Source organism: Thioalkalivibrio sp. AKL19, from assembly GCF_000420165.1.
In the GTDB taxonomy this organism is placed as follows: Bacteria; Pseudomonadota; Gammaproteobacteria; order Ectothiorhodospirales; family Ectothiorhodospiraceae; genus Thioalkalivibrio.
Genome location: NZ_ATUK01000010.1, coordinates 590,579 through 605,692 on the forward strand (window position 1 = coordinate 590,579; position 15,114 = coordinate 605,692).

At 68.9% G+C, this 15,114-nt stretch carries 16 protein-coding genes; 5 read left to right on the forward strand and 11 right to left on the reverse strand.

Annotated features, from left to right (window positions below; genetic code table 11):
- The first annotated feature begins 12 nt into the window (after positions 1-12).
- Complete coding sequence (locus F817_RS0104695; protein WP_024326570.1) at positions 13-549, forward strand: RDD family protein; 537 nt, start codon at positions 13-15, stop codon at positions 547-549.
- Positions 550-813: 264 nt separating this feature from the next.
- Here F817_RS0104695 and F817_RS0104700 read toward each other — a convergent pair whose 3' ends face one another.
- From F817_RS0104700 to lptF, 3 genes are read right to left on the reverse strand one after another with little or no spacing between them, the layout of a single operon-like run.
- Positions 814-1,446: a GDSL-type esterase/lipase family protein gene (locus F817_RS0104700; RefSeq protein WP_369774199.1), complete on the reverse strand. Its 633-nt coding sequence runs from the start codon at positions 1,444-1,446 to the stop codon at positions 814-816.
- A gap of 8 nt (positions 1,447-1,454) precedes the next feature.
- Complete coding sequence (gene lptG, locus F817_RS0104705; RefSeq protein WP_024326572.1) at positions 1,455-2,528, reverse strand: LPS export ABC transporter permease LptG; 1,074 nt, start codon at positions 2,526-2,528, stop codon at positions 1,455-1,457.
- The gene (gene lptF / locus F817_RS0104710) at positions 2,525-3,652 is read right to left on the reverse strand and encodes an LPS export ABC transporter permease LptF (protein ID WP_024326573.1); all 1,128 of its coding nucleotides are present in this window, start codon (positions 3,650-3,652) and stop codon (positions 2,525-2,527) included. Before lptF ends, lptG begins: the two co-directional genes overlap by 4 nt.
- A gap of 89 nt (positions 3,653-3,741) precedes the next feature.
- Between lptF and F817_RS0104715 the strand changes: the two genes are divergently transcribed.
- Together F817_RS0104715 and F817_RS0104720 are read left to right on the forward strand one after the other, a co-directional pair.
- Positions 3,742-5,220, forward strand: a complete 1,479-nt coding sequence (locus F817_RS0104715) for a leucyl aminopeptidase (protein WP_024326574.1) — start codon at positions 3,742-3,744, stop codon at positions 5,218-5,220.
- A gap of 16 nt (positions 5,221-5,236) precedes the next feature.
- On the forward strand, positions 5,237-5,659 hold the full coding sequence (locus tag F817_RS0104720; RefSeq protein ID WP_024326575.1) for a DNA polymerase III subunit chi: 423 nt from the start codon (positions 5,237-5,239) through the stop codon (positions 5,657-5,659).
- 22 nt (positions 5,660-5,681) lie between these two features.
- On the opposite strand, the gene F817_RS0104725 is transcribed toward F817_RS0104720, so the two are convergent.
- Genes F817_RS0104725 through leuS form a run of 8 tightly spaced genes read right to left on the reverse strand, consistent with a single transcriptional unit; the run spans position 5,682 to position 13,318 of the window.
- Positions 5,682-6,272: a nucleoside triphosphate pyrophosphatase gene (locus F817_RS0104725; RefSeq protein WP_024326576.1), complete on the reverse strand. Its 591-nt coding sequence runs from the start codon at positions 6,270-6,272 to the stop codon at positions 5,682-5,684.
- A gap of 6 nt (positions 6,273-6,278) precedes the next feature.
- Positions 6,279-6,749, reverse strand: coding sequence for a 23S rRNA (pseudouridine(1915)-N(3))-methyltransferase RlmH (gene rlmH, locus F817_RS0104730; protein ID WP_024326577.1), 471 nt, complete (start codon positions 6,747-6,749; stop codon positions 6,279-6,281).
- Positions 6,750-6,771: 22 nt separating this feature from the next.
- Positions 6,772-7,164 carry a ribosome silencing factor gene (rsfS, locus tag F817_RS0104735; RefSeq protein ID WP_024326578.1) on the reverse strand — a complete coding sequence of 131 codons (393 nt, stop codon included), beginning with the start codon at positions 7,162-7,164 and terminating at the stop codon, positions 6,772-6,774.
- An 8-nt stretch (positions 7,165-7,172) separates the two neighbouring features.
- The gene (gene nadD, locus F817_RS0104740; protein ID WP_024326579.1) at positions 7,173-7,823 is read right to left on the reverse strand and encodes a nicotinate-nucleotide adenylyltransferase; all 651 of its coding nucleotides are present in this window, start codon (positions 7,821-7,823) and stop codon (positions 7,173-7,175) included.
- Positions 7,824-7,844: 21 nt separating this feature from the next.
- Positions 7,845-9,149: a glutamate-5-semialdehyde dehydrogenase gene (locus F817_RS0104745; RefSeq protein ID WP_024326580.1), complete on the reverse strand. Its 1,305-nt coding sequence runs from the start codon at positions 9,147-9,149 to the stop codon at positions 7,845-7,847.
- A gap of 4 nt (positions 9,150-9,153) precedes the next feature.
- Positions 9,154-10,191: a DNA polymerase III subunit delta gene (gene holA / locus F817_RS0104750; RefSeq protein WP_024326581.1), complete on the reverse strand. Its 1,038-nt coding sequence runs from the start codon at positions 10,189-10,191 to the stop codon at positions 9,154-9,156.
- Positions 10,191-10,730 carry an LPS assembly lipoprotein LptE gene (gene lptE, locus F817_RS0104755; protein ID WP_024326582.1) on the reverse strand — a complete coding sequence of 180 codons (540 nt, stop codon included), beginning with the start codon at positions 10,728-10,730 and terminating at the stop codon, positions 10,191-10,193. The genes holA and lptE overlap by 1 nt, the downstream gene beginning before the upstream one ends.
- Positions 10,727-13,318 (reverse strand): leucine--tRNA ligase, encoded by a 2,592-nt coding sequence (leuS, locus tag F817_RS0104760; protein WP_024326583.1) that lies wholly within the window; start codon positions 13,316-13,318, stop codon positions 10,727-10,729. Before leuS ends, lptE begins: the two co-directional genes overlap by 4 nt.
- Positions 13,319-13,569: 251 nt before the next feature.
- On the opposite strand from leuS, the gene F817_RS0104765 reads away from it, so the two are divergent.
- Together F817_RS0104765 and F817_RS0104770 are read left to right on the forward strand one after the other, a co-directional pair.
- Complete coding sequence (locus F817_RS0104765; protein ID WP_024326584.1) at positions 13,570-14,421, forward strand: DUF2189 domain-containing protein; 852 nt, start codon at positions 13,570-13,572, stop codon at positions 14,419-14,421.
- Positions 14,422-14,558: 137 nt separating this feature from the next.
- Entirely contained in the window at positions 14,559-15,110 is a 552-nt protein-coding gene (locus F817_RS0104770) for a zinc ribbon-containing protein (protein ID WP_024326585.1), read from the forward strand.
- Positions 15,111-15,114 lie beyond the last annotated feature (4 nt).

The window sequence follows — 15,114 nt, forward strand, 5'->3', positions numbered from 1 at the left end:
TCCGGGAACCCCATGACCGAAACCGCCCCGTCCATCGACGGCCAGCCTTCCAGCCTGCTCCGCCGCCTGGCCGCCATCGTCTACGACGCCCTGCTGCTGGTCGCGATCTGGATGGTCCTCGGCCTGCTGGTGGTGGTCATTGGCAACACCACGGGGCTGTACTCCCCGCGCGCGCATTTCGTGCTCAACCTGATCGTGGCCTGGGGCTTCTTCTACTGGTTCTGGACCCGCACCGGGCAAACGCTCGGCATGCAGGCCTGGAACATCCAGCTGCGCACCGAAGCCGGGCACGCCGTCAATGCCTGGCAGGCGACCCTGCGTTACCTGGTCGCGGTGGCCCAGTGGCTGGTGATCCTGATGGCGATCTGGGCGGTGCGCGAATACGGCGCGGTCGCCATCACGGTGATCACCGCAGCCGCGCTGTTCGCGCTGGGCCTGTCGCAGTTCCACCCGCGCCGCTGGATGCTGCACGACTGGCTCACCGGCACCGAGCTGGTGCGCATCCCCGGCCTCGCCAAGCCCCGCTGGAAGCAGAACCGCAAGACCTGACGCTCCCCGGATCCAACCACGACGCGCCCGACCGAAGGTCAAAAGCGGCTAACAGGAAGGCGCGAAGATGGGAAGGCTTTTTGGGCAGGCGCTCGTGCTGCCCGGACGTGCAGCGCCACCATCACCGTTCGTTTTTGTCCTGACGCCCCAACACCAGAACCTTCCCGTCTTCGCGCCTTCCGGTAGATGCTTTTCGTCCTTGAACTTCTTCCCGCCTTCCTACCTTCCTGTGAATCGCTTTTGACCTTTCGTGGTCGGCAATCATCAGGGGGCGAGCCAGAGGCCGAGGTCGTCCAGGGCCTCGGCGATCTCGGAGGCGATGCGGCGGTAACCACGGGCATTCGGGTGGACCGGGTCTGCACGCAGATCGCGCTCGGACAACACGCCGGAGAGCACGCCCTCGATCAGGGCCACCTGTTCTTCGCGGGCGAGTTCGCGGTAGATCGGATCGTCCCGCAGCCGGCCGGTGGCGGCCCCCAGTGCGGAGGCCCGCGGCACGCCCAGCAGGACAGGACGGGCCCCGTGGTCGCGGACGGTGCCGACCAGGGCGCGCAGATCCTCCTTGACCGCGGTCGGCTCGCGCTGGCGCAGGAAGTCGTTGCCGCCCAGCCAGATCAGCACCAGGTCGGGTTCATGCTCGCGCAGGCTCGGGCCCAGACGCTCGCGGGCGCTGTTGGCGCGGTCGCCCGGCACCCCGTCGTTGATGATCGTCCAGCCGGTGATCGCCGCCAGGCGTGTCGGAAAATCCTCGCCGCCCCCCGCCCCGGTTCCATGCGTCACGCTGTCGCCGAAGGCGAGCACCGTCGCCTGCCGCGGGAGCGGATCGAAGTCACCGGGCCCGGAACCGCCACAGGCGGCCAGCAGGGCCACGAGCACGACCAGGAACAGCGCACGCATCCCGTCCCTCATGTCTGGCGCCCCATGCGTTGCAACGCCACCAGTGCCAGGATCAGGAACAGCGCCACCGGCAGGCTCGCCGCGACCACCGGGGGCAGGTTGTAGACCAGCCCCAGATGGGTCATGGCGCGCATCACGATGGCGAACGACACGCCGATGGCGATGCCGATGAACAGGCGCCGACCGGCGCCACCCTCGCGCTGCGAGCCGAACAGGAACGGGACCGCCAGCAGCAGCATCACGAAGGTACTGGCCGGCAGGGTCAGTCGCTGCCAGAACGCGACCTCGTAGGGGGCCGAGTCCAGGCGATTTTCCTGCAGGTAGTCGATATAGCGCGCCAGATTCTGTGCCGCCATCTGGCTGGGCTCGACCACCAGCACGTCGAAGTACTCCGGTGCGATCAGCCGGTCGATGGTCTCCGTCTCCAGGCGCTCGGCCTCGACGCGCTCCAGCGACAGCCGCGAACGCTCCACCTCCTCCAGCCGCCAGGCCCCGTCCTCGTACTGGGCACTCCGCGCACGCGTGATCTCCCGCGGCTCGCGGTCCGCATCCACCTCGATGATGCGCACGCCGATCAGGCGATTCCCCGGCAGGACCGTATCCGCCTGCACCATGCGCCGCCCGTCGCGCGCCCACAGCCCAATCGGGCTCACGCTCAGTTGTTCGTCGAAGGCCGTGGCCTTGAGGTTCTGGGCCCGGCTCTCGGCGGCCGGGGCGAAGAACTCGCCGACCACCACCATCACGACCACGACCACCAGGCCGGCCTGCATCACCCAGGCGATGAAGCGCCCCAGCGTCATCCCGGCCGCGCGCATCGCGGTCAGCTCGCTGTTCGCGGCCAGGTTGCCCAACCACAGGAGTCCGCCCAGGAGCGCCGCCGACGGCAGCATGTCGTACATCCGCCGCGGCAGGGTCAGCGCCACGTACAGCAGCGCCTCGCTTAGCCCGTAGTTGCCGCGTCCGGTATCGCGCAACTCGTCGATGAGCGCGAACACCGCATCCAGTGCCACCAGCAGGACCACGGCCAGCGCGGTCCCGATCAGGACCTGGCGCATGATGTAGCGGCCCAGAACGGTCGTCACGCTGTCACCTCGTCCGTGCCCGGCTTGCGCGCGCCAGGGGCGGTTCCCCGCCCGAGCCCCAGCATGCCCTTGCGCCAGGCCAGTACCAGCCACAGCACCAGCATCACGCCGTGCGTCCACCACAGGCCCAGCGCCAGTGGCGTACGCCCGTCGGCCAGCTGTCCCTGCCCCAGGATCAGCAGATTGGCGTACAGCACATAGACCCCGATCGCAGCCGGGATGCGAGCATAGCGTCCGGTCCGCGGCGGCACCTGCGCCAGCGGGAGCGCGATCAGGCTCAGCACCAGGATGGACAGTGGCATGGCGATGCGCCATTCCAGTTCCGCGCGGTGCTCGGGACGATGCCTCTGTTCCCAGAGCTCCAGTGTCGACATCGCATTCAGCGAGCGCCTTCCGGCCCCGGCATCCGGTTCCGTGATCTGGGTGCGCAGGCGCTCGAACTCGAGCATGCGGAAGCTGCCTTCGCCCGGCACGCCGACGTGGCGATAGCCGTTCTCGAGGATCAGGAAGCCACTGCCCTCGGAACCGGGATCGGGGATCGCGCGTTCGGCCACGGTCACCTGGGCCTCCCCGTCGACCTCGCGGTAGATGAACACCTCCAGCAGGGCCTCGCGGTCCTCGCTCAGGCGCTCGGCAAAGAAGACCTGCTCGCCCACCCGCGAGCGCAGGAAGCGCCCGGGCGTGATGCCGACCAGATCGGAGCGTGTCTCGGCGAGGTCGCGCAGTTGGTCGATCTGCGCTTCGGTACGTGGCACCACCAGCGTCATCAGCACCAGCAATAGCAACGTAGCCGGCACAGCCACCCAGAATAGCGCGCGATAAAACGCGGCGAAGGACATGCCGCTGGCCTGTAGCGCCACCAGCTCGCTGTCGCGCTGCAACCGGCCCAGCACCAGCATAAAGGCCAGGAACAGCGCCACCGGCCAAAGGAACACAATGCCCTTGAACGCGCCGAAGGCGACCATGCCCGGCAGGAAATCCACGGGGATACTGCCCTCGGCGACATCGCGCAGCACCCGCCCCAACACGCCGCCGATGATCACCAGCAACAGCACGACGGTGACCGCGGTCTGCGTGACCAGCAGTTCGCGGGCGATGAAACGTTCGGCGCGGCGCAGGATCATGCGCGCATTACCCCGCGGCCCGCACGGCGCGTGGTCGGGCGCCGCGTGGCGCTGGTACCATGATCGAACTCATTCTCGGGAGGCATTTGATGCAATTCTCCGTCACCACCTCGACCCTCGACAAACCCCGCGCCGGCATCCGTGCCGCCGGAATCCATCACAAGCGCAAGCCGGCCGCCGGGGCCACGGTGCTGGATGCGGCGCGCGACGGCGAGATCACCGCCCTTTTGAAGGCCGGCGAGATGGATGGCGAGGCCGGCAGCCGACTGTTGCTGCCCACCGGTGGGAGCAAGGGTAACGCACTCCTGATCGGCCTGGGCGCGAAGAAGGATTTTGACGCCCGCGCCGCGCGCAAGGCGGCACAGACCCTCGCGGCCGCCCTGGTCGAGCGCCCCGCCACCAGCGCGGTCATCGCGGTGGCGGACTTCCAGCCGCGCGGCAAGGACATCGCCTGGGTGGTGCATACCCTGGTCGCGGCGATCTCGGATGCCGCCTACCGCTTCACCCCGTTCAAGGGCAAGGAGAAGACCACGCCGGTCAAGCTGGACAGGATCCAGCTCGGCGTGGAGCGCACGGAGGCCGACGCGGCGAAGCGGGCCTGCTCCGAGGCCGCGGCGATTGCCACCGGCGTGAACCGTGCCAAGGACCTGGGCAATACCCCGCCGAACGTGTGCTACCCGGAGAGCCTGGCCGACACCGCGCGCGAAATGGCGAAGCAGCACAAGAAGCTGAAGACCACGGTGCTGGACGAGAAGGACCTGGAGAAACTCGGCGCCGGCGCGATCCTGGCCGTAGGCAAGGGCTCCGAGCGTCCGCCGCGTCTGATCGCGATGGAATACTCCGGCGGCAAGAAGGATGACGCCCCGGTGGTCCTGGTGGGCAAGGGCATCACCTTCGACACCGGGGGCATCTCGCTCAAGCCGGGTGCCGAGATGGACGAGATGAAGTACGACATGTGTGGCGCGGCCAGCGTGTTCGGCGTGATCGAGGCCTGCTGCGAACTGGAACTGCCGATTAACGTGGTCGGCGTGGTCACCAGCGCCGAGAACATGCCCGACGGCCGCGCGACCCGCCCGGGTGACATCATCACCACCCTGTCCGGGCAGACGGTGGAGATCCTGAACACGGACGCCGAGGGCCGCCTGGTCCTGGCCGACGCCCTGACCTGGGTCGAGCGCTACAAGCCGAAGGCGGTGATCGACATCGCCACCCTGACCGGCGCCTGCATCATCGCGCTGGGCCACCAGGGCGCGGCCGTGCTCGGCAACAACGAGCGCCTGGCCAAGGGCCTGCTGGCCGCCGGTGAGGAAAGCGGGGATCGCGCCTGGCAGCTCCCGCTGTGGCCGGAGTACCAGGAGCAACTGAAGAGCAACTTCGCCGACATGGCCAATATCGGCGGGCGCCCGGCCGGCACCATCACCGCCGCCTGCTTCCTGTCGCGCTACACCGAGGACTACACCTGGGCGCATGTCGACATCGCCGGCGTGGCCTGGAAGAGCGGCAAGGAAAAGGGCGCGACCGGGCGCCCGGTGCCGATGCTGATGCGCTACCTGCTCGACCAGGCCTGATCGCGGTCCGGCGGGCATGACCCACGTCAGCTTCTACCTGCTCAAGGACCCGGCCCCGGAGGCCCGCCTGCGCTTCGCCTGTCGTCTGGCGAAGAAGGCCAGCGGCCAGGGGCACCGGGTTCACATCCACACCGGCTCGCTGGAGCTGACGCGCACGCTGGATGAATGGCTGTGGACCTTCGAGGACACCGCCTTCCTGCCGCACAGCACCGACGTGCGCGACACGGACGTCCCGGTCTCCCTGCACGAGGCGCACGCCCCGTCGGATCGCTGCGACGTCCTGATCAATCTCGCCCCCGACGTCCCGGAGTACTGCGGTCGCTTCGAGCGCGTCGCCGACATCGTCGGCGGCGAAGAGCCCGAGCGCGAGGCCGGGCGCGCGCGCTATCGCTTCTTCAAGGAGCGCGGCTACCCGCTCGAGCACCACAACATCCAGTAGGGAAGCCGGCGACGAGGTCCGTTCAAACGCGCGGCGGCGGCTCGGCGATCTCGCGCAGCCACTGCTCCAGTTCGAACAGGGGCAGGCCGACCACGTTGGTGTAGGAGCCCTCGATCCACTCGACGAAGGCGGCGCCGCGACCCTGGATGGCGTAGGCACCGGCCTTGCCGCGCGGTTCGCCGGTCGCCCAGTAGGCCTCGATATCGGCCGGGCTCAGCTCGCGCAGGCGTACCCGGGTCGTCACGTGACGGGCGCGCATGGCCTCGCCGGGGCGCCACAGGGCCATGCCGGAGACCACCCGATGCTCGCGCCCGGACAGCCGCCCGAGCATCGCCGCGGCGTCGGCGAAATCTGCGGGCTTGCCCAGTGCGTCGTCGTCCATGGCCACCACGGTGTCGGCCGCCAGCACCCACTGGCCGGGCGCCAGGTGCTCGCGCGCCGCCTCCGCCTTGGCGACGGCCAGGCGCTCGACCAGGGCCTCCGGGGTCTCGCCGGGCCGCGCGCTCTCGTCCACGTCCATCGGCGCCGCCTCGAAGGCGAGCTGGATCTGCTCCAGCAGCTCCCGCCGACGCGGCGAGGCGGAGGCGAGCAACAGCGGCGGCGTCGATCTCATGGGGGATCAGGCCCGGTGGTAGGGGTGGTTGTTGAGCAGCGACCAGGCGCGGTAGAGCTGCTCGGCGACCAGCACCCGCACCAGCATGTGCGGGAAGGTCAGCGGCGACAACGACCAGGCCCACTCGGCGCGGGCGCGCACGGCCTCGTCCAGCCCGGCGGCCCCGCCAATCACCAGCGCGACGTCACGACCGTCCGCCTGCCAGTCCTCCAGGCGCTTCGCCACGCCCCTGGTGTCGACTGCCTTGCCGCGCTCATCCAGCAGGATCACGCGCGCACCCTCGGGGATCGCCTTCAGCAGGATCTCGCCCTCGCGGCGCAGCAGCGTGGTGGTGTCCATGGACTTGGCACCGGAGGGCCCCGGGAGGGCCTGCAGGTTCAGCTCCAGCTCGCGCGGCAGGCGCCCGGCATATTCGGCGAAGCCCTCCGCCACCCAGTCCGGCATGCGCTTGCCGATCGCGATCAGGTCCAGACGCATCGGGCGAAGACGCGTTCGGCGCTCAGCCGCGCAGGCGGCGGACGCGTTCCAGGCTGGGGTCCTCGGGTGCGGCCTTTTCCGGGTCGGCCGCCTCCTCCGCCAGCCAGAGCTTTTCCAGGTTGTAGAAATCGCGGGTCTCCGGGAGCATCACGTGGACGATGACGTCGTTCAGGTCCACCAGCACCCACTCCTGACTCTCCTGACCCTCGACACCCAGCGGTTGGATGCCGGCCTGCTTGGCCTCGGCCGCCACGGATTCGGCGGTGGACTGCACGTGACGCCCGGAGGTCCCGGAGGCAATCACCATGAAGTCCGCCAGCGTGGTCTTGCCACGCACGTCGATGGTGCGGATATTCTGGGCTTTCATGTCGTCCAGAGCGGTGGTCACCAGCTCCAGCAGTTGTTCGCTGTTCATTGTGTCGGTCATGTCCCGTGATTGCGGTTCGACCCGGCCCGGTACAGGCCGTGGTCCTGGATGTAGCGATTGACGGACCCGGGGAGCAGGAAGCGCGGGCTGCGCCCGGCCCGCAGTTCGTCCCGGATCGCGGTCGCGGAGATGTCGAGCTGGGTCACCGGCTGGAAGTAGACCAGCCCCCCGGGGGCCTCGCGCAAGGCCGCCGGGTCATGGGTCGCGGCGTTCCCCAGCCAGCCGCCAAGATCGTGGGAGGCCGGGCTGCCGGGGCGGTGCGAGACCACGATATGCGCCAGCTCGAAGATCTGCTGCCAGCGGTTCCACGATGGCAGCCCGGCGAAGGCATCCATGCCCATGATCAGCACCAGCGGCGCGTCCGGCCCCAGCTCCTCGCGGAAACTGAGCAGGGTATCCACGGTGTAGGACGGCCCCTGACGATCCAGCTCGCGACGGTCGGCGGCAAATCCCGGTACATCCGCAATCGCCTGCTCCACCATCGCCAGGCGATCGTCGCTGCCGGTGCCGGGGCTCGCACGATGCGGCGGTACGTGGCAGGGGATGAAGTGCACGCGCTCCAGCCCCAGGTGCTGCTGGATCTCCAGCGCCGGGCGCAGGTGGCCGAAGTGGATCGGGTCGAAGGTGCCGCCGAGGATCCCGATCACGCCGGTCGGTATCCCTGATCGTTAGCGGCGCACATGACCGTCGCCGAACACCACGTACTTGAGCGTGGTCAGCCCGTGCAGACCCACCGGACCCCGGGCATGCAGCTTGTCGGTGGAGATGCCGATCTCCGCGCCCAGGCCGTACTCGAAGCCGTCGGCGAAGCGGGTGGAGGCATTCACCATGACCGAGCTGGAGTCCACCGCGCGCAGGAAACGCCGGGCGCGGGTGTAGTCCTCGGTCACGATGCTGTCGGTGTGGTGCGAGCCATAGGTATTGATATGGTCGATCGCCATGTCCAGGTCGTCGACCACACGGATCGCGAGGATCGGCCCCAGGTATTCGGCCACCCAGTCATCCTCGGTGGCCTCCGCGATGTCGGCCCCGCTCTCGGCAAGAATGGCCCGGGTGCGCGCGCAGCCGCGCAGACTGACCTGGTGCTCGCCCAGCGCGGCCGCCAGGCGCGGCAGGTAGGCCTCGGCCTGGTCCGCGTGCACCAGGAGCGTCTCCATGGTGTTGCAGGTGCCGTAGCGCTGGGTCTTGGCGTTCACCGCGACCGCCAGCGCCTTGTCGAGATCGGCCCCGCCATCCACGTAGACATGGCAGACACCGTCCAGGTGCTTGATCACCGGGATCTGCGATTCGTTGCTGACCCGTTCGATCAGGCCCTTGCCACCGCGCGGCACGATCACGTCCACGTACTGCGGCATGCGCAGCAGCGCCCCGACCGCCGCGCGGTCAGTGGTCGGCACCACCTGCACCGCCTCGCGCGGCAGCCCCGCCTGCTCCAGCCCGGCCTGGATAATCGCGGCCAGGGCTTGATTGGAATGCAGCGACTCGGAGCCGCCACGCAGGATCGCCGCATTGCCGGACTTCAGGCACAGCGCGGCGGCGTCGATGGTCACGTTCGGCCGCGACTCGTAGATGATCCCGATCACGCCCAGCGGTACGCGCATCTGGCCGACCTGGATACCGCTCGGCTGGTAGGCCATGTCGGAGATCGTGCCCACCGGGTCAGGCAGCCCGGCTACCTGGCGGCAGCCCTCGATCATGGTATCGACGCGCGCATCGGTCAGCGCCAGGCGATCCAGCATCGCGGCGTCCAGGCCGCGCTCACGCCCGGCCTCGAGGTCGCGGCTATTGGCCTCCGCCAGCTCCGCACGGCGCGCGGCGATGCCCTCGGCGATCGCGTGCAGCGCGGCGTTCTTCGCGCCCGGCTCGGCCTCGGCCATACGCCGGGAAGCAGCGCGCGCGGCGCGCCCCAGCGCCTCGACCTGGGCGATCACGTCGTCGGCAGGGGATTCGGTGGGGTTCACGGCAGCGTTCATGCAATCAGACTCGTTGGGGATTCAGTGCGGGTTCGGGCCGGGCAAGCGGCCGCCCCGCCATACGGGCCACCAAGTCTAGCAACCCCTGCCGGGCATTGCCGTTTTCCTGACCCTTGATGACCCGATCCACGCGCGCGGCCTCGCCCAGCAGGCCCCGCGCCGCGCTCAGGTCCAGACGCGACATCGCCTGGCGCAGGGCCTTCTGGCCGTCGCCAAAGCTGCCCTGGAACGCCTCGCGGTCGGGCGCACCGGCGGCCTTGCGCTCCATCGCCTGCACCAGAAGCCGGCACTCGCGCGCCAGCGCCCACAGGATCAGCGGCTCGGCCTGGCCCTCATCCAGCAGACCCTCCAGCATGCGCAGGGCATGGCGGACATCACCGCGCAGCGCGGTCGGGGCCAGAGCGAACAGCTCGAAGCGCGCAGAATCCGTGGTGGCCTCCGCCAGCACGGTCTCGTCGATCTCGGTCACGCCGGCCAGTGCCAGCTTCTCGATCTCCTGGCGCGCGGCCAGCAGGTTGCCCTCCACCCGCGCGACCAGCAACGCCAGCGCCGGGTCCGTGATGCGCAGACCGTTCTTCTGCAGCCGCGCGCGGATCCAGTTGCCCAGCTGGGCCAGCGGCACCGGACGTGCATGAATGACCACCGCACGGTTCTCCAGAGCCTTGAACCAGGCGGCCCGCCGCATGTCGCGGTCCGGACGCGGCAGGTGCAGCAGCAGGACCAGGTCATCCTGCGGGTCGCCGGCGTAGGCCTTCAAATGGTCGCCGCCGGTCTTGCCCGGCTTGCCGGTGGCCAGGCGCATGTCCAGCACCGCGCGCTCGGCGAACAGCGAACGATCACGGATCGCGGCCTCGAACGGGCCCCAGTCGGATTGCGCGGTCAGATCCAGCACCGTACGTTCCAGGAAGCCCTGGTCGCGGGCGGCGGCGCGGATTGCATCGGCCGCCTCGATCGCCTGCAGCGGCTCCTCGGCCAGCAACAGGTAGATCGGGGCGAGCCCGCGCGCCAGATCCTGCTCCAGGCGGGCGATATCCAGCGCCATTACGGGGCCGGGTCCTCCACACTCTGGCGCAGGCTGCCGTCCGGCTCGATCAGCGCGGCGATCCGCCGCTGCAGCTGGCCGACGATGTCGCGGTCCATCGCCGCGCGCAGGGTGGCCTCGCGCTCGCCCCGGCTGAGCACCGCGGTCCCGTCGAACAGGTAGATGCGCGAGGCACGCAGTGGCCCCAGGTCGACCGCCTCCCCCTCCACCGGGCGCAGACGGGCGTTGACCGTGCGGATCAGTTCGTACTCGGAGACCCGGGCGGCCTCGGTCACCGACAGCGTGCGCCGCTGATCGTTGACCGAGCGGATCTCCAGGATCGCGCCCTGCCCCTCCGGGCGTTGATTCACTACCTCTACGCCGGAGGAACCCAGGGTCACGGCCAGTTCCCGGTACAGCGAGTCGCGCGTATTGATGCCGGTGATCTGCACCGGCTGCAGCGCCTCCGGCCATTCGCCGCTGCCGCGCAACTGAAAGCCGCAGGCGGCCAGCGAAACCGCCAGCAACAGCACCAGCCCCGCGCGCAGCAGGGCGGTCATTGCGGCTTCACCACGAAGTTGACCAGGCGTCCGGGCACCACGATTACCTTGATCACATCCTGCCCCTCGATATGGCGCTGCACGTTCTCGTCGTTGCGGGCGACGGTCTCGATCGCGTCCTTGTCAGCCCCGGACGGGACCGCGATCTCGGCACGGCGCTTGCCGTTCACCTGCACCGCCAGGGTCTCCTGCGCGGCCTGGCGTGCGGCCTCGTCGACCTGCGGCCATTGCGTGGCGGCCACCAGCTCGTCGCGACCCAGGGTCCGCCACAGCGTTTCGGTCACGTGCGGGATGATCGGCGCCAGCATGCGCACGATCCCCTCCAGCGCCTCCTGGCGCACGGCCGCAGCCCCGGCGGCGTCCTGCGGGAACTTGCCGAGGTCGTTCAGCAGTTCCATGTTCGCGGCCACCGCGGTGTTGAAGGTCTGGCGCCGGCCGATGTCGTCGGTAACCTTGGCGATGGTGTCGTGCAGCTTGCGCCGCAGCTCGCGCCCGGCATCGTCCAGCGCGTCCGTGTTTAGCGCCCCGGGCGACTCGCCGCCCACGTGCTCGTGCACCGCGCGCCACAGGCGCTTGATGAAGCGATGCGCGCCCTCCACGCCGGAGTCGGACCATTCCAGCGACAGGTCCGGGGGTGCGGCGAACATGGTGAACAGCCGCGCGGTATCCGCGCCAAAGCGCTCGATCAGGGCCTGCGGGTCCACGCCGTTGTTCTTCGACTTGGACATCTTCTCCATGCCGCCGACCATGACCGGCTGGCCATCCTCGCGGTGGCGCGCGGCCTTCACCGAGCCGTCCTCGGCACGTTCCAGTTCGACGTCCGCCGGGTTGATCCAGTCCTTCCCGCCGTCACTGCGCTCGCGGTAGAAGGTGGGTGCGATCACCATGCCCTGGGTCAGCAAGCGGGTGAACGGCTCGTCGGAGGCCAGCAGGCCCTCGTCGCGCAGCAGCTTGTGGAAGAAGCGCGCATATAGCAGATGCAGCACGGCGTGCTCGATGCCACCGACGTACTGATCCACCGGCAGCCAGTGGTCGGCGCGCGCATCCAGCATCGCCGTGTCGTTGTCGGCACAGGCATAGCGGGCGAAGTACCAGCTGGATTCGAAGAAGGTGTCGAAGGTATCGGTCTCGCGCCGCGCCGGCTTCCCGCATTCCGGGCAGGTCGCCTCGAAGAACTCGGGCATGCGCGCCAGCGGCGAGCCGGCCCCGTCCGGGATCACGTCCTCCGGCAGGCGCACCGGCAGGTCCGCCTCCGGCACCGGCACCGCGCCACATGCCTCGCAATGGATCACCGGGATCGGGCAACCCCAGTAGCGCTGGCGCGAGATGCCCCAGTCGCGCAGGCGGTAGTTGCGCCGGCGCCGGCCGATGCCGGTCTGCTCCAAGTGCTCGGCGATCGCTGCCTTGGCCGCCTCCGATGCCTGCCCGTCGAAATCCCCCGAGTTCACGAGCACGCCGGCGTCGGTGAACGCGGCCTGCTGCACATCGACCTCCGCGCCGTCGGCCGGAGCGATCACCTGGCGGATCGGCAAGTCGTATTTCGTGGCGAACTCGTGGTCGCGCTCGTCGTGCGCCGGAACGGCCATCACCGCACCGGTGCCGTATTCCATCAGCACGAAGTTGGCGACCCAGACCGGGACATCCTCGCCGGTCAGCGGGTGGCGAGCGGTGAAGCCCAGCGAGCGGCCCTTCTTCTCCATCGTGGCCAGGTCCGCCTCGGCCACCCCGCCCTGCGCACAGTCGGCGACGAACGCGGCCAGCTCGGCGTCCTGCTCCGCCAGCGCCTGCACCCGCGGGTGCTCCGGCGCCAGCGCCATGTAGGACACACCGAACAGGGTATCCGGGCGCGTGGTGTAGACAGCCAGCGCCTCGCCGCCTTCGACTGCGAACTCGAGCTCCACGCCCTCGGAACGCCCGATCCAGTTGCGCTGCATGGTGCGCACCTGGTCCGGCCAGCCGTCGAGGTCATCCAGAGCCTCCAGCAGTTCGTCGGCGTAGTCGGTAATGCGCAGGAACCACTGCGGCATCTCGCGGCGCTCGACGACCGCCCCGGAGCGCCAGCCACGGCCCTCGATCACCTGTTCGTTGGCGAGCACCGTCTGGTCCACCGGGTCCCAGTTCACGGTCGCCTTCTTGCGATAGACCAGGCCCTTCTTCAGCAGGCGCACGAACAGCCACTGTTCCCAGCGGTAGTAGTCGGCGTCGCAGGTAGCGAATTCGCGCGACCAGTCGTAGGCAAAGCCCAGACGCTTGAGCTGGGTGCGCATCTGCTCGATGTTCTGACGCGTCCAGGCGGCCGGCGGCACGTGGTTCTGCATCGCCGCGTTCTCGGCCGGCAGGCCGAAGGCGTCCCAGCCCATGGGCTGCAGCACGCTGCGCCCCTGCATGCGCTGGAAGCGCGCGATCACGTCACCGATGGTGTAGTTGCGCACATGGCCCATGTGCAGCTTGCCCGAGGGGTAGGGGAACATGGACAGGCAGTAGAACGGCTCGCCGGCAGCATCCTCGCGCGCCCGGAAGCAGTCGGCCTCCTCCCACTGGCGCTGCACCTGCGCCTCGATCGCCTCGGGGGAATAGTGCTCCTGCATGCGCCTCACCTGTCCTGTCGTCGCCGGAAACAAAGAACTGCGCAGAATACCAGCGCCCCCCACCCCCTCCAAGGGAAACCGCCCCTCACCGATACGGCCGCACCGCCAACCGAGGTGCGCCGGACGACCCGTCTCGCCGCCGGTGGCATGTGACTCCCATCACAACCAGTCAGGAACAGAGGCCCTTTCCGGACTGCCTCACGGGTAGATCGACTGGAAACGTTGAACCGGAGTTTCCAAGGAGGCTGGATATGCACGAGAAGGACGAAATTCCCGTTGTGCAGCGGGCCTACCCCGAGGATCTGGGCGAAACCCACCCCGAACACACCCCGGAGACCGAGTCCCCGACCATTCGCGAGGTCACGCCCGAGGACCTCGGCACCTGGCTCGGCAAGGGCTGGCGCGACCTCTGGCAGATGCCGGTGGCGTTGGTGCACGGCCTGGTGATCGCCCTGGCCGGCCTGGTGCTGATCAGCCTGTCGTGGAACCAGCCGTGGATGGCGTTTTCATTCCTCGCCGGCATCCTGTTGCTGGGCCCCGTGCTCGCCGTGGGCGTGAACTACCTCGCCCTGCAAAGGGAACGCGGGGAGCCGGGCGGCGCCGGTCTTGGCTGGCTGGGGGCCCTGGGCGGTTCGGTCTGGGCCTTCGCCGCCCTGCTCGCCTTGCTGTTCGTGATCTGGGCCAGCTTTGTGTGGATGTGGATCGCGGTGCTCAATATCGGCGAACTCGCGGTGATGGGCCAGTTGCATCACCTGATCGGCGCGATGCTCAGCAGCGGCGCCGGCATCGTCTCGCTGATCGGAGTGGTGGTGGCCGCTATCGTCTTCGGCCTGGTGGTATTCGCCCTGAGTCTGGCGACGATCCCGGCCCTGCTGGATCACCGGGTACGCGACGAGGCCGCACAGAAGAGCCTGATCGAATCCATCGGCGTCAGCCTGAAGGCCTTCAACCACAACCCGGGGCCACTGATCCTCTGGGGCCTGGTCATCACGGCCCTGTTCATGGTCTCGGTCGCGACCGCCCTGCTGGCCCTGATCGTGATCTTCCCGTGGCTGGGCTTCGCCATGTGGCACGGCTACCGCGATCTGGTCGCGACGACCTGATCCCGTCGGCGCGAGATGCCCACCCCACCCACCTGTATAGCCATACCACCCACCCGGGGCATCGCTGCTCCGGGTGCGGGCGCTCGTGCTAACGTGGGACCCTGTCGAACGGATCTGCGACCGCAAAGGAGAGGCCGATGAGCGAAGAACAGAAGGATCAGGCCCAGGACCAGGAGCGCGAGTCGCGCCTGAGCGATGCCTATCACCGCATGCTGCACGAGGTCACCGAGGATCTCGAAAAGCTGGAAGACAAGACCAGCAAGGCCATTACCGAGTCCCTCGAGAACGCCCGGGATCGCGTACAGAAGGCCAGCGACCTGACCCGCGAAGAGGCCCACGAGGTCATGGACTACCTGCGCCGGGACCTGCAGGATCTGGGCGCCTACCTCGACAGCCGCAGCTCCGACTGGCGCGGCTGGCTGCAGATCGACCTGGGCCTGATCGAGGCCAGTATCAAGAGCGCCCTGGAGCGCATCGCCGATCGCACCCGGATCGAGATCACCGAACTGACCGCGCGCGCCCAGGTGATGGGCGAGTGGCACACCGGCGAGATCACCGGCCCCGGCGAACTGCTCTGCAAGCAATGCGGCCATCCCGTGCACATGACGAAGGTCGGCCGCATCCCGCCGTGCTCCAACTGCCACAACACGACGTTCCGTCGCGGCCCCGGCGGCACCGAGGCCGAATAACCCG

Bases quoted from the DNA above. Each gene is read 5' to 3' on its own strand.
- F817_RS0104695 (WP_024326570.1), top strand. From the start codon at position 13: ATGACCGAAACCGCCCCGTCCATCGACGGCCAGCCTTCCAGCCTGCTC.
- F817_RS0104700 (WP_369774199.1), bottom strand. From the start codon at position 1,446: ATGCGTGCGCTGTTCCTGGTCGTGCTCGTGGCCCTGCTGGCCGCCTGT.
- lptF (WP_024326573.1), bottom strand. From the start codon at position 3,652: ATGATCCTGCGCCGCGCCGAACGTTTCATCGCCCGCGAACTGCTGGTC.
- F817_RS0104715 (WP_024326574.1), top strand. From the start codon at position 3,742: ATGCAATTCTCCGTCACCACCTCGACCCTCGACAAACCCCGCGCCGGC.
- F817_RS0104720 (WP_024326575.1), top strand. From the start codon at position 5,237: ATGACCCACGTCAGCTTCTACCTGCTCAAGGACCCGGCCCCGGAGGCC.
- F817_RS0104725 (WP_024326576.1), bottom strand. From the start codon at position 6,272: ATGAGATCGACGCCGCCGCTGTTGCTCGCCTCCGCCTCGCCGCGTCGG.
- rlmH (WP_024326577.1), bottom strand. From the start codon at position 6,749: ATGCGTCTGGACCTGATCGCGATCGGCAAGCGCATGCCGGACTGGGTG.
- rsfS (WP_024326578.1), bottom strand. From the start codon at position 7,164: ATGAACAGCGAACAACTGCTGGAGCTGGTGACCACCGCTCTGGACGAC.
- F817_RS0104745 (WP_024326580.1), bottom strand. From the start codon at position 9,149: ATGAACGCTGCCGTGAACCCCACCGAATCCCCTGCCGACGACGTGATC.
- holA (WP_024326581.1), bottom strand. From the start codon at position 10,191: ATGGCGCTGGATATCGCCCGCCTGGAGCAGGATCTGGCGCGCGGGCTC.
- lptE (WP_024326582.1), bottom strand. From the start codon at position 10,730: ATGACCGCCCTGCTGCGCGCGGGGCTGGTGCTGTTGCTGGCGGTTTCG.
- leuS (WP_024326583.1), bottom strand. From the start codon at position 13,318: ATGCAGGAGCACTATTCCCCCGAGGCGATCGAGGCGCAGGTGCAGCGC.
- F817_RS0104765 (WP_024326584.1), top strand. From the start codon at position 13,570: ATGCACGAGAAGGACGAAATTCCCGTTGTGCAGCGGGCCTACCCCGAG.
- F817_RS0104770 (WP_024326585.1), top strand. From the start codon at position 14,559: ATGAGCGAAGAACAGAAGGATCAGGCCCAGGACCAGGAGCGCGAGTCG.